Below are 12,163 nucleotides of genomic sequence, written 5' to 3' on the forward strand. Positions count from 1 at the left end.
TCGGGGGCGGGGCCGGGGGGCGGCAATTCGCCCCAGACCGCCGGCGGCTGGCCGGTCAGCATGCGCAGGATCACCACGAGCTCCTCGCGCAGGGCCTTGCGCGGGGTGACACGGTCCAGCATCCCGTGGTCCAGCAGGTATTCGGCGCGCTGGAAGCCCTCGGGCAGGGTCTCGCGGATGGTCTGCTCGATCACGCGGGGGCCTGCGAAACAGATCAGCGCGCCGGGTTCTGCGATCTGCACATCGCCCAGCATGGCATAGGACGCGGTCACGCCCCCGGTGGTGGGATGCGTCAGCACCACCACATAGGGCAGCCCCGCGTCGCGCAGCATCTGCACCGCCACCGTCGTGCGGGGCATCTGCATCAGCGACAGGATCCCCTCCTGCATCCGCGCCCCACCGGCGGCGGCGAACAGCACCAGCGGGCGGCGCAGCTCGGTCGCACGCTCGCACGCCGCGATGATGGCGTTGCCGACATGCATCCCCATCGAGCCGCCCATGAAGCCGAAGTCCTGTGCCGCAGCCACGATGGGGGTGCGGCAGACCTCGCCCTCGACCACCAGCATCGCCTCCCGCTCGCCGGTGGATTTCTGGGCCGCGCGCAGGCGGTCGGGATATTTCTTCTGGTCGCGGAAATGCAGGGGGTCGGCCAGCGCCTCGGGCACCGGCACCTCGGCGTAAAGGCCGTTGTCGAACAGCTGCGCGAAGCGTTCGCGCGGGGTGATCGACATGTGGTGCCCGCACGATGTGCAGACCTGCAAGTTGTTCGTCAGTTCCCGGTGGAACAGCATCGTCCCGCAGGCCGGACATTTGACCCACAGGTTCTCGGGCATCTCGCGCCGCGAGAACAGCGAGTTGATCGTCGGCCGGACGTAGTTGGTGATCCAGTTCATGGTCTGCGCGCCCCGCGTTGCTCGCGGGGATGTAGGCTCCGGCGCGGGCGAACGCAACCGGCGGGGCTTGCCTGCGGTCCGACGCAAGGATAGTTATAAGATAACATAACGAGCAGGTGCCGCAATGCCCGCCGATACCCGCTGTATCGTCATCGTGTCGTCCGGGGTCCCGGGCGCTGGACGCACCACGCGTCCGAACCCCGTGCGGAACTTCCGCGTCGGGCGCCGGGTGGCGGCGTGATGGCCCCGCTCCGGTCCCGGCGCGGGACGGGGGGACGCAACCTCGCCACGCGCCTGCCACGCCGCCCGGCCGAGGCGCCGATGCGCGCCTTTGACCGGTTGCCGCCCGACCTGCGTGCCTGGCTGCATGGCGCGGCCCTGCCATGGAGCCCGCGCAGCGCGTTGCGGTTGTGGCGCCGTGCGCTGGCCGACACCGGCGATCCCGCCGCCGCCCGTGCCCGCATGGACGCGGCCGAGGCGCGGACGCTGGCGCGCGATTCCCTTGTCCCCCGCCCCACCGCCGGGGATGGCCCGCACGCCTGACACGGATCGGGGCGCCACGGATCAGGGCGCCACGGATCAGGGTGCCACGGATCAAGGTGCCACGGATCAGGGTGCAGGTGCGGCCTGCGGGTCCTGCCGGGGGTCGGGGCGCGGATCGGGGGCCGGATCGGGCGACGGATCGGCTGGGCCCCGGGCCGTCAGGGCGCTGTAATGCACGATTCGCTGTGCGTGGTTGGTGGTCCGTCGCATCCAGCGCAGCGCGTCGGTGAGCTGCACCACCTCGGCCACCGTCAGACCCATTCGGTAGGGGGGATGGCGCAGCGTGCTGTGGCGCGCGCGTGCCTCCTGCCGGGCCAGCCGGGCCTCCAGCCGCGCGAGTCGTGCCCCGGGGGGGTGGGCGCCGCCATGCGTGCCGTGGCGCAGAAGGCACCCCCGCAGCAGCGTCACCGCCCGCGCCAGGCGCCGCTCGCGCAGGACCATGCGCAGCCGCGCCGCCTCGGCGCAGCGGGTGGTCAGCCGCCGCAGGTGATCGAGCTGATGGAGCTGGCCCGCCAGCCGCTCGATCTGCGCCTCGCGCCCCTCGGGGATCTGGATGCGGGCCATGAACTCCTGCACGGTGCCAAGGTCGCCTTGCGCGCGCGCGGTCGCGGCCACCAGCGGCGCGGGGGGCGCGCCCTCGTGCAGCGCCCCCGCGAGGGCGGTGAACACCTCCTGGGTGGTCTCGTTCAGGACGGCGCCGGCGACATCCAGCGCGGCGCCCGGGTCATCCAGCAGGCGCGGGTCCAGCCGGGCGGCGGGGGTGGTGTCGGCGGCCTCGGGCATCAGCCGCGCGATCGCCTCCGCCAACGCCCCGGTCAGCGGCAGCGCCACCGCCGCCGCCGCCAGGTTGAAGCCGGTGTGGAACATCACCAGCGCCAGCTGCGCGTCCCCCACCGCGCCACCGGGGGGCAGCAGCGCGCCCACCACATCGATCAGCGGCAGCGCCACCCCCGCTCCTGCGAGGTGATAGACCACATTGGCCACCGCCGTCTGCTGCACCGCGCGGGTGCCGCCGATCGCCGCCAGAAAGGCCGTGAAGGTGGTGCCGATGTGCATGCCGATGACCATGGCGGCGGCCTGCTCGAAGGTGACGGCCTGGCCCGCCAGCAAGACCAGCGCCGCCGCCACCCCCGCGCTGGAGCTTTGCGTCACCATCGTGATCGCCACCCCGATCCCGATCAGCGCGATGCGCCCGGCCAGCGTCGCCTCGGGGAAATCGGCCGGGGTGACATGCCCCTGCGCCCCGGCCATCGCCAGCTGCATCAGGTCGAGCCCGATGAACACCAGCGCAAACCCCGCCACCCCGCGCCCCGCGCGCGCCATCACCGGCCTTCCCAGCAGCGCCGCCAGGCTGGCCATGAACACCAGCGGCAGCGCCAGCGTCCCCAGCGGCAGCTTGAAGCCCAGCACCAGCAGCAGCCAGCCGGTGAATGTCGTCCCCACGCTGGCGCCATAGAGGATGCCGAGCGCCTGCCGGAAGCTCAGCAGTCCCGCGCCGACAAAGCCCACTGTCATCACCATCGTGGCGCTGGAGGACTGGATCACCGCCGTCGTCGCCGCCCCTGTCAGCGCGCCCGACAGCGGCGTGCGCGTGAACCGTGCCAGAAGCGCGCGCATGCGCGTCCCGGCCAGCTCGCGCAGGGCCGCGGTCATCGTGTGCATCCCGAACAGGAACAGCCCGACGCCGCCGAGCAGATTGAGAACCGCTTCCGTCACCATGGCCCGACAATGGCCCGCCGCGCGCGCCCTGCGCAAGAACCCCCGAGGACCTCCGCCCCATCCGGCCCCGCCGTCCGGTACGGTCGCGCCGCTGCGATTGTCCGCTTGCATTGTCCCTGACAACCCGCTACGCCGCGCTTCGTCGGAGTGTAGCTCAGCCTGGTAGAGCACTGTCTTCGGGAGGCAGGGGCCGGAGGTTCGAATCCTCTCACTCCGACCATTTCTTCGGACATGGACCCGCAAGCTCGTCGGTTGCGCAGGGCGCGACCCTGGCGTCGGGGTTGGCTGATCGCCGTCGCGGTGGCCACAGCCCCGTGAGGGGGCAGAGGTTGACCGCCCCCCCTCCTTCGGAGGATACCCCACTTCCGCGCGGGACGGACCGCCGACGGGCGGGTGGGTGTGTGCCCATGAGGCCGGGCGCCAGCCTGTCCACCCGGCCTGTCCGCGGGGCCTGTTCATGGGGCCGTGCGTCGCCGCGCATCAGAAGCAAGGCCAGGCACAGCGCCAGAGACAGGGCCAGACAGAAGGGGAGTCTTCCATGTTGCGCACGCTTTCGCGCCCGGCGGTGGCGCTGATGGATCGGTTTCTGCCCGATCCGTTCATCTTCGTCCTGATCCTGACGCTGGTCTCGGCGGCCGCGGCCATCGTGTTCGAAGGCACCGGCCCCCTGCAGGTCATCGAGATCTGGGGCGATGGCTTCTGGGGGCTGCTGACGTTCTCGATGCAGATGCTTCTGGTGCTGGTCACGGGCTTCATCCTGGCCTCGTCGCCGCCGGTCAGGAGGGCGCTTGCGGCGCTTGCGGGGCTGGCGAAATCGCCCGGTGGGGCCATCGTGCTGGTGACGGTGGTGTCGCTGGTGGCGTCCTGGGTCAACTGGGGCTTCGGGCTGGTGGTGGGCGCGCTGTTCGCCCGCGAGGTCGCCCGGCTGGTCCGCGTCGACTACCGGCTGCTGATCGCCGCGGCCTATTCGGGCTTCGTGATCTGGCACGCGGGGCTGGCGGGCTCCATCCCGCTGACCATCGCCACGCCCGGGCACTTCACCGAAGACCGGATCGGCATCATCGGCACCGCCGACACCATCTTTGCCGGGTTCAACCTGACCATCGTGGCGGTCCTTTTCGTGGTGATCCCGCTGGTTAACTGGCTGATGGTGCCGCGTCCGGGCGACAGCGTCCATGTCACCCCCGAGCAGCTGGACGACAAGCTGCCCGACAGCTTCGTGCCCTCGCGCCCGGCCGAGCATCTGGAAAACAGCCGCCTGCTGATGTGGCTTGTGGGGGTCCCGGGGCTGGTCTATCTGGTGTACTACTTTGCCGTGCGTGACGGGGGGCTGAACCTCAACATCGTGAACTATCTGTTCCTGATGCTTGGGATCGTGCTGCATGGGACCGCGCGCAACCTGCTCAATGCGTTGCAGGAGGCGGTGAAGGGCGGCGCCGGGATCGTGATCCAGTTCCCGTTCTATGCCGGGATCATGGCGATCATGACACAGTCGGGGCTGGCGCAGAGCATGTCGGAGTGGTTCGTGTCAATCTCGACCGCGACCACGCTGCCGTTCTGGACCTTCATCAGCGCCGGGATCGTGAACCTGTTCGTGCCCTCGGGGGGCGGTCAGTGGGCGGTGCAGGCGCCGGTGATGCTTCCGGCCGCCGAGGCGCTGGGCGCCGATGTGGCGCGGGTGGCGATGGCGGTGGCCTGGGGCGATGCCTGGACCAACCTGCTGCAACCGTTCTGGGCCTTGCCGATGCTGGCGATCGCGGGGCTGAAGGCCAAGGACATCATGGGCTTCTGCCTGATCCACCTGGTCATCACCGGCGCCGTCGTGAGCACGCTTCTGGTCGTCCTCTGACCGGAGACGGCCGGTGTGGCGCTCGGGGTCGGCGGGCCGCGGCCGGACGCGCCCGGCCACCGCAACGGCCGGCGCATGCCCGGCCGGTCCAGCCAGGAGGTGTGGATGCTGCGCCTTTTCTCTCTCTTCGGTCGGTCGGCCGATCTCAATGCCCTCGATGACGCGCTGCGGGGGTGCGGCGTGCATCCGATCCTGGTGCCCGAGGCGGTGAAGCTGACCGTGCTGCGGCTGCGCAAGGGCGCGGTGGCGGGGGCGACACCCGCCCACGCCGCCACGGCCGAACTGCTGGCGTACTGCATCCTGGGTCCCGAGACCTTTGCCGAGGCGAACGGCCCCGGCGCCGGTGATCGCGCCGATGCCCGGCTGGAGGCCGCCATTGCCGCCGGCGACACCTTCGACGCGCGCCTTGTGCTGCTGACGCTGCATGCCGGTCTGGTCGCGCCCGACATCGCCGACCGGATCGAGGTCGAGGACCGCTGATCTCGTGCGGGATCCCACAGCGCGGACGCCGCATGCGTCCCGCACCCGGGTGGACCGTCCGGTGCGCCCGCACGCCCCAGTCCGTGCAGCCGTCCCCACTGCGGTCGGCACAGGGGACGGCGATCCTGCGACAGCGGCGGGGTCCGCCCAGACCCTTGCGGCGATGCTCCCCGGACGCGCGGGGGTGCTCCGGCCGCCGATGTGGCGGCCGGGGCGGGGTTGTTTGCCTCAGTCGGTGACGCAGGCGAAGCTGTCGGGGCTGCGCCAGTCGCCGCTGCCGTCATGGGCGGTGCGCGCGGGCCAGGCGCAGACCGGGCGCGACCAGTCCACATTGCCGTCGGCGTCGTGCCGGGTGATGGCCAGCGTCTCGGGCGCGGTGCCGGTCTCCAGCCAGTCCTCCAGCGCGGTCAGCGGGTCGAAGCCGGCCGCGGTGATGCCCGGCCCGGGCTGGATGCCGCAATGGTCCATGCCGGGGATCAGGAACAACCGGTTGACCGCCTCCAGCCCGTCGCCATGGGTGGCGTGCAGCCGCTCGAACCAGTCCACGGTCTTGCCGTGGGGCACGATGGCGTCGGCCAGCCCGTGCCAGGTGATCATCCGGCCCCCGGCCTCGGCAAAGCCGCTCAGGTCGGGCGTATCGGCGTTGTAGATCGCGGCCATGAAGGCAAGGTCTGCGGGGTGGGTGTCAAAATCGAAATCCAGTGACCCGAAGCTTTCGCCGGGGTCCTCGCGGAAGGCCATGAACCGCAGGAAGCCCTGGTTGAACAGCGGCACGAGGGCGCCGCCGCCGCCCTCGAACCCGGTCAGCCACAGGCCCCAGAACGCCTCCGAGCCCAGCGGAACCGTGGCGGGATAGAGCCGCTCGCCGGCCGAGGTGACCGCGCCGGTCTCGGTCCAGGCCGTCAGCGTGTCGACCTGCTCCGCCGACAGGCAGGGCGCATTGGTGCCCGCCTCGCAGGCGATCGGCGCCCAGTCCACGGTGCAGGCGTCGGGGGTCGAGATCAGCCCGTCCTCCAGCCCGTCGGCGGCATCGCACTGCGCCAGGACATGGTCGCGGATCAGGGCGACGTCGCCTGGCCCGATGATGCGGCCCCCGTCGGGCCCGGTGTTGGCCTGCACCACGCTGGCCATCCAGCTGCCCACCAGATCGGTGTAGTTCATCGCCGGCGCCCCGTTGAGGATGCCGTCGAACAGATCAGGGTCGCGCAGCGCCAGCATCTGCGCCTGCCGCCCGCCGGTGGAGCATCCGGCAAAGATCCGCGGGCTGGGCGCGTCCCCGTAGAAGGTCTCGGTCACGGTCCGGGCCAGGCGGGCGGTCTCGCGCACGGCCCGGTCGCCCCAGTCGACCTCGGCCAGGCGGTCATGATGCGCCCAGCGCGCGTCGATGGAACTGCTGCCCCAATGCCCGCCGTCCATGGTGGCCGCGGCATAGCCCCGCCGCAGCCCGTGGTTCATGGCGTTGACGAAACCCGGCGCGTCCGACAGGAGCTGGCCGCAGAAGCCCCCGCAACCGGCCATGTACAGGCCCCCGTTCCAGTCCTCGGGCAGGCGGATCTCGAAGCTGATCGCGGGGCGGATCTGGCCCCGCACGGCGCAGAACGCGGGCAGGTCCCCGGTGGCGGCGACGGGGACGGCCGACAGGTGGCTCACGTCGTTGATCCGAAGATCGGCAAGCGCGCGGCAGCTTTCCTCGGCCGCGGCGGGTGTGGCGAGGGCAAGGGCGATGGCCACCGGAACGGCGGCGCGGCGGGTTGTCATGGGTTCCTCCCTGGGTCGACTCCCTGGCCGAAGTCTCGGCCCCCGGGGGCACTGAGGCAAGCCGCGCGTGCGGGCATCGCGCATTTTCCCGACGCCGCCGAGGGGGCGTGACCCTTGGCGCGGGTGCGAACCGGTTGCCGCGCGCCCCGGGACCCCCCATGGTGCCGGGGATGGCGGGTGGCGCGGGGGGAGGGATGGTGCACTTCAGGCAGGATCGGCACGACGGTCCCCGGTCGACAGGGGGCGCGCCGCCTCGCAGGGGCGACGCGGGGCCCGCGCCGGGCGGGGCCGACCGGGTCCGCCGGCATGCCCCGGCGGTGCCGGTCGGTGACTTCCGTTTCATCGCGCTTGACGTCGAGACCGCCTGTGGCGACGCGGCCAGCATCTGCCAGATCGGCATTGCCTGCGTGGCGGCCGATAACCGCATCGAAACCTACTCCACACTGGTGAACCCGGGGACGCGATTCGATCCGTTCAACACCCGGCTGCACGGCATCGGACCCGGCCATGTCCGTGATGCGCCCCGCTTTGCCGAGGTCCTTGCGGATCTGCTGCCGCTGCTGTCGCGCCATTGCCTGGTGCAGCACAGTGGGTTCGACAGCCGGGCGATCGCTGCGGCCTGTGCCGGGTGCGGGATCGAGGTGCCTGCCCTGCGCTGGTCCGACAGCGTCCGCATCGCGCGGCGGGCGTGGCCGGAGCTGAAGGGCAACGGCGGACACGGGCTGGGAAACCTGCGGAAGGTTCTGGGCCTGACATTCGATCATCACGACGCGGGCGAGGATGCGCGCGCGGCGGCGCTGGTCGTCCTGCACGCCGAGGCACATCTGCGGATGCCATTCGAGGTGTTGATCGGACGGGAGGCACGCCACCCCGAGGCCTGATGCGGTCCGGCGGGTGACCTCGGGTCCGTCATGCGGCCATTCCGGCCGATGCTGCCCCCGGCGCACCTGTGCGCACCAGAGGGCGACCGCCGGGCGCGGGGCGCCCGGCGGCAAGGGTCATTCCGCCGTCAGCAGCGGAGGACGGTTGCCCGACAGTTGCGGGGCCTGCGGCTCCGAGATCGTCAGGTCGATCTTGTCGTCCTTGAGGTCGACGCGCACCAGCCCGCCCTTCATCAGGCGGCCGAACAACAGCTCCTCGGCCAGCGGCTTCTTGACGTGCTCCTGGATGACGCGGGCCAGCGGGCGGGCGCCCATCTTGTCGTCGTAGCCCTTGTCGCCCAGCCACTGCGCGGCCTCGGGCGTCAGCTCGATGGTGACGTTGCGGTCCATCAGCTGCGCCTCCAGCTGGAGGACGAACTTCTCCACCACCCGCAGGATCACGCTGCGCGGCAGCGGCGCGAAGCTGACGACGGCATCGAGGCGGTTGCGGAACTCCGGCGTGAAGGTCCGCTCGATCGCCGCCGTATCCTCGCCCTCGCGCCGGTCACGGCCGAAGCCGATGGCGGATTTCGCCTGTTCGGCCGCGCCCGCGTTGGAGGTCATGATCAGGATCACGTTGCGGAAGTTGACCTTGCGGCCGTTGTGATCCGTCAGCGAGCCGTGGTCCATCACCTGCAGCAGGATGTTGTAGACGTCCGGATGGGCCTTTTCCATCTCGTCCAGCAGCAGCACGCAATGCGGATGCTGGTCGACACCATCGGTCAGCAGCCCGCCCTGGTCGAAGCCAACATAGCCCGGAGGGGCGCCGATCAGGCGGCTGACCGCGTGCTTCTCCATGTACTCCGACATGTCGAAGCGCAGCAGTTCCACCCCCAGCGTAGCGGCGAGCTGCTTGGCGACCTCGGTCTTGCCGACGCCGGTGGGGCCGGCGAACAGGTAGTTGCCCACCGGCTTTTCCGGCTCCCGAAGGCCGGCGCGCGACAGCTTGATCGCGGCCGACAGCGTCTCCACCGCGGCGTCCTGTCCGAAGACCGCGCGCTTGAGGTCGGCCTCCAGGTTGCGCAGCACCTCCGCGTCGTCCTTGGTGACGTTCTTGGGCGGAATGCGGGCGATCTTGGCCACCACCGCCTCGATCTCCTTGGGCGAGATGGTCTTGCGGCGTTTGGAGTCGCTCAGCAGATGCTGCGCCGCGCCGGCCTCGTCGATGACGTCGATGGCCTTGTCGGGCAGCTTGCGGTCGTTGATGTAGCGCGCCGACAGCTCCACCGCGACCTTGATCGCGTCGTTGGTGTAGCGGATGTCGTGGTGCTTCTCGAAATAGGGCTTGAGGCCCATGACGATCTTGACCGTGTCGTCCACGGTCGGCTCGTTCACGTCGATCTTCTGGAACCGGCGCGACAGCGCGCGGTCCTTCTCGAAGTGCTGGCGGTACTCCTTGTAGGTGGTGGAGCCCATGCAGCGCAGCTTGCCGCCCTGAAGCGCGGGTTTCAGCAGGTTGGAGGCATCCATCGCCCCGCCCGAGGTCGCGCCCGCGCCGATCACCGTGTGGATCTCGTCGATGAAGAGGATGGCGTCGGGGTGCTCCTCGAGCTCCTTCACCACGGCCTTCAGCCGCTCCTCGAAATCGCCGCGATAGCGGGTGCCGGCGAGCAGCGCGCCCATGTCGAGCGAATAGATCGTGGCCCCGGCCAGAACGTCCGGCGTCTCACCCCGCACGATCTTGAGCGCGAGGCCTTCGGCGATGGCGGTCTTGCCCACGCCGGGGTCGCCCACCAGCAGCGGGTTGTTCTTGCGCCGACGGCACAGCACCTGGATGCAGCGCTCCACCTCGGACACGCGGCCGATCAGCGGGTCCACGTCGCCCTTGAGCGACTTGTTGTTGAGGTCCACGCAGTATTTCGCCAGCGCGGAATCGCGGTTCTCGGCGGTTTCCTGGGCCTGGCCCTGGGCCTGCTCCTCGGTTGCGCCGCTGACGGGGCGCGACTCGGAGAAGTTGGGGTTCTTGGCGACACCGTGGGCGATGAAATTCACGGCGTCGTAGCGGGTCATGTCCTGCTCCTGCAGGAAATACGCCGCGTTCGACTCGCGCTCGGCAAAGATCGCGACCAGCACGTTGGCGCCCGTGACCTCGGACCGGCCCGAGGACTGGACGTGGATCGCGGCGCGCTGGATCACGCGCTGGAAGGCGGCGGTGGGCACCGCCTCCGAGCCTTCGATGTCGGTCACCAGATTGGCCAGGTCGTCGTCGATGAACTCCACCAGCGTCTTGCGCAGCTGATCGAGGTCGACGTTGCACGCACGCATGACTTTGGCTGAGTCGGGCTCGTCGATGAGCGACAGCAGGAGATGCTCCAGCGTCGCGAGTTCGTGGCGGCGGGCGTTCGCCAGCGCGAGGGCCCCGTGAATGGCCTGCTCCAGCGTGGATGAGAATGACGGCACGACGTGCTCCCTTACCATGGGTCGGGACGGGGATGAGCCCAGCTCCGACCGTGAGCCTCAAGTATTAAACTTCGGTGGAATCCGCCGCGCTTCAAGTCTTTTTTTCAAAGCGTTTCGCGACACCGCGTCGCCGCCCCCCGGGTGCCTGCCAAAATGGCGTGCGGGCCGGGCGGGCGGGCGCGCATCAGAAGCGGTCCTTGCGGCGGCGCAGCTCGGCAAACACCTCGGCCGCGGGGCGTCCGTCCATGCCCAGCGCGGATGCCAGCGCCTCGGGCCGCAGGAAGGGGTTGGTGGCGCGCTCCTCCTCCAGGGTGACGTGCACGGCCTCCGCGCCAGTGCTGCGGGCGCGGGCGACACGCTCGGCGGCGGCGGTGTTGCCCGGCTCCACCGACTGCGCAAAGGCGAGGTTGCCGTCGAGGTAGTCGTGCCCCGACAGGATTCGCGTGTCGCCGGGCAGCGCGCGCAGCCGTGACAGGCTGTCCCACATCATGGCCGCGTCGCCCTCGAACAACCGCCCGCAACCCAGCGCCATCAGGCTGTCGCCGGTGAAGGCCGCGCCATCGAAGACGAAGGCCACATGCCCCACGGTATGGCCCGACACATCCAGCACCGTGCCGCGCGCCGCGCCCACCGCCACGCTGTCGCCCGGGGCCACGGCCCGGTCCAGCGGCGGCAGCCGGTGCGCATCCGCCGCGGCCCCTGTCACCGTCACCGGCGCCTCCAGCCCCGCCAGCAGCGCGGCCAGCCCCTCCACATGGTCGGGGTGGTGGTGGGTCAGCAGGACGTCGGTGGCCCGCCAGCCGCGGTCGGCGAGCGCCGCAAGGATCGGCGCGGCCTCGGGGACGTCGACCACCGCCGTGGCCCCGGTGGCCGGGTCATGGGCGAGGAAGGCGAAGTTGTCGGTGCGGCACGGGACGGTGACGACCTGCAGGGGCATGGCGTTTCGCTCCTTGGCGGTTATGTTGGGTGTCGGGCGTCACTGTCGCCCGGGGCCGGGGGGCCGTGCAATGCATCTCGACGTGATGGAGCTGCGCGACTTCTACTATCGCACCGGCCTGGGCCGGGCGGTGCAGCGTGCCGTGCGCGGACAGATGCTGTCGCTGTGGCCCAGTGCGGCGGGGATGACGGTGGCGGGCTATGGCTTTGCGCAGCCGCTGTTGCGGCCCTATCTGGGCCAGGCGCGCCGGGTGATCGGTCTGATGCCCGCCCAGCAGGGGGTGATGCCGTGGCCCGCGGGCATGCCCAACGTCTCGGTCCTGTGCGAGGAGGGGCGCTGGCCCCTCAACGCCGGGTCGGTGGACCGGCTGGTGCTGCTGCACGGGCTGGAGACCTCGGACCACCAGACATATGTCCTGCGCGAGGCGCACCGGGTGCTGGCCGACGGTGGGCGGGCGCTGTTCGTGGTGCCCAACCGCCGGGGCCTGTGGGCGCAGCGTGATGCGACCCCGTTCGGCCAGGGGCGGACCTACTCTCTGGGTCAGATCGAGGCACTGGTGCGCGGCTACGACTTCGTGCCCGAGCGGCATCTGGCGGCGCTCTATGCCCCGCCGGCGGGGCGGGGATTCTGGCTGCGGACCTCGGACTTCTGGGAAGGGGTGGGG

Annotated in this window: 10 protein-coding genes and 1 tRNA gene; 6 read left to right on the plus strand and 5 right to left on the minus strand. The window is 70.8% G+C overall.

The features are described from left to right. Positions 1-893: acetyl-CoA carboxylase, carboxyltransferase subunit beta (gene accD / locus CCR87_RS14115; RefSeq protein WP_201158181.1), on the minus strand; the 893-nt coding region annotated here is incomplete at its 3' end. A 240-nt stretch (positions 894-1,133) separates the two neighbouring features. Here accD and CCR87_RS14120 point away from each other — a divergent pair. Next, entirely contained in the window at positions 1,134-1,436 is a 303-nt protein-coding gene (locus CCR87_RS14120) for a DUF6525 family protein (protein WP_242512033.1), read from the plus strand. 66 nt (positions 1,437-1,502) lie between these two features. Here CCR87_RS14120 and CCR87_RS14125 read toward each other — a convergent pair whose 3' ends face one another. Next, positions 1,503-3,155 (minus strand): Na/Pi cotransporter family protein, encoded by a 1,653-nt coding sequence (locus tag CCR87_RS14125; RefSeq protein WP_201158182.1) that lies wholly within the window; start codon positions 3,153-3,155, stop codon positions 1,503-1,505. 143 nt (positions 3,156-3,298) lie between these two features. Between CCR87_RS14125 and CCR87_RS14130 the strand changes: the two genes are divergently transcribed. From CCR87_RS14130 to CCR87_RS14140, 3 genes are all read left to right on the plus strand, one after another. Then, positions 3,299-3,375: transfer RNA gene (locus CCR87_RS14130), tRNA-Pro, on the plus strand. A 318-nt stretch (positions 3,376-3,693) separates the two neighbouring features. Then, complete coding sequence (locus CCR87_RS14135) at positions 3,694-5,004, plus strand: short-chain fatty acid transporter (RefSeq protein WP_201158183.1); 1,311 nt, start codon at positions 3,694-3,696, stop codon at positions 5,002-5,004. Positions 5,005-5,109: 105 nt separating this feature from the next. Beyond that, positions 5,110-5,484 carry a hypothetical protein gene (locus tag CCR87_RS14140; RefSeq protein WP_201158184.1) on the plus strand — a complete coding sequence of 125 codons (375 nt, stop codon included), beginning with the start codon at positions 5,110-5,112 and terminating at the stop codon, positions 5,482-5,484. A 228-nt stretch (positions 5,485-5,712) separates the two neighbouring features. Here the strand turns inward: CCR87_RS14140 and CCR87_RS14145 are convergent, their stop codons facing one another. Further along, entirely contained in the window at positions 5,713-7,242 is a 1,530-nt protein-coding gene (locus CCR87_RS14145; RefSeq protein WP_201158185.1) for a tannase/feruloyl esterase family alpha/beta hydrolase, read from the minus strand. A 317-nt stretch (positions 7,243-7,559) separates the two neighbouring features. Here CCR87_RS14145 and CCR87_RS14150 point away from each other — a divergent pair, with 317 nt between their 5' ends. Further along, positions 7,560-8,123: an exonuclease domain-containing protein gene (locus tag CCR87_RS14150; RefSeq protein ID WP_338048934.1), complete on the plus strand. Its 564-nt coding sequence runs from the start codon at positions 7,560-7,562 to the stop codon at positions 8,121-8,123. A gap of 117 nt (positions 8,124-8,240) precedes the next feature. Here CCR87_RS14150 and clpA read toward each other — a convergent pair whose 3' ends face one another. Continuing rightward, on the minus strand, positions 8,241-10,562 hold the full coding sequence (gene clpA / locus CCR87_RS14155) for an ATP-dependent Clp protease ATP-binding subunit ClpA (protein ID WP_201158187.1): 2,322 nt from the start codon (positions 10,560-10,562) through the stop codon (positions 8,241-8,243). Between the two features lie 184 nt (positions 10,563-10,746). Further along, complete coding sequence (gene gloB / locus CCR87_RS14160) at positions 10,747-11,499, minus strand: hydroxyacylglutathione hydrolase (protein ID WP_201158188.1); 753 nt, start codon at positions 11,497-11,499, stop codon at positions 10,747-10,749. 70 nt (positions 11,500-11,569) lie between these two features. On the opposite strand from gloB, the gene CCR87_RS14165 reads away from it, so the two are divergent. Further along, positions 11,570-12,163, plus strand: a 594-nt coding sequence (locus CCR87_RS14165; RefSeq protein ID WP_201158189.1) for a class I SAM-dependent methyltransferase, incomplete at its 3' end; no start/stop codon positions are given.

Origin of the sequence: Rhodobaculum claviforme, assembly GCF_016653255.1 — a bacterium.
In the GTDB taxonomy this organism is placed as follows: Bacteria; Pseudomonadota; Alphaproteobacteria; order Rhodobacterales; family Rhodobacteraceae; genus Rhodobaculum; species Rhodobaculum claviforme.

Coding starts and splice junctions, on each gene's coding strand:
- CCR87_RS14120 (WP_242512033.1), top strand. CDS start 1,134: ATGGCCCCGCTCCGGTCCCGGCGCGGGACGGGGGGACGCAACCTCGCC.
- CCR87_RS14125 (WP_201158182.1), bottom strand. CDS start 3,155: ATGGTGACGGAAGCGGTTCTCAATCTGCTCGGCGGCGTCGGGCTGTTC.
- CCR87_RS14135 (WP_201158183.1), top strand. CDS start 3,694: ATGTTGCGCACGCTTTCGCGCCCGGCGGTGGCGCTGATGGATCGGTTT.
- CCR87_RS14140 (WP_201158184.1), top strand. CDS start 5,110: ATGCTGCGCCTTTTCTCTCTCTTCGGTCGGTCGGCCGATCTCAATGCC.
- CCR87_RS14145 (WP_201158185.1), bottom strand. CDS start 7,242: ATGACAACCCGCCGCGCCGCCGTTCCGGTGGCCATCGCCCTTGCCCTC.
- gloB (WP_201158188.1), bottom strand. CDS start 11,499: ATGCCCCTGCAGGTCGTCACCGTCCCGTGCCGCACCGACAACTTCGCC.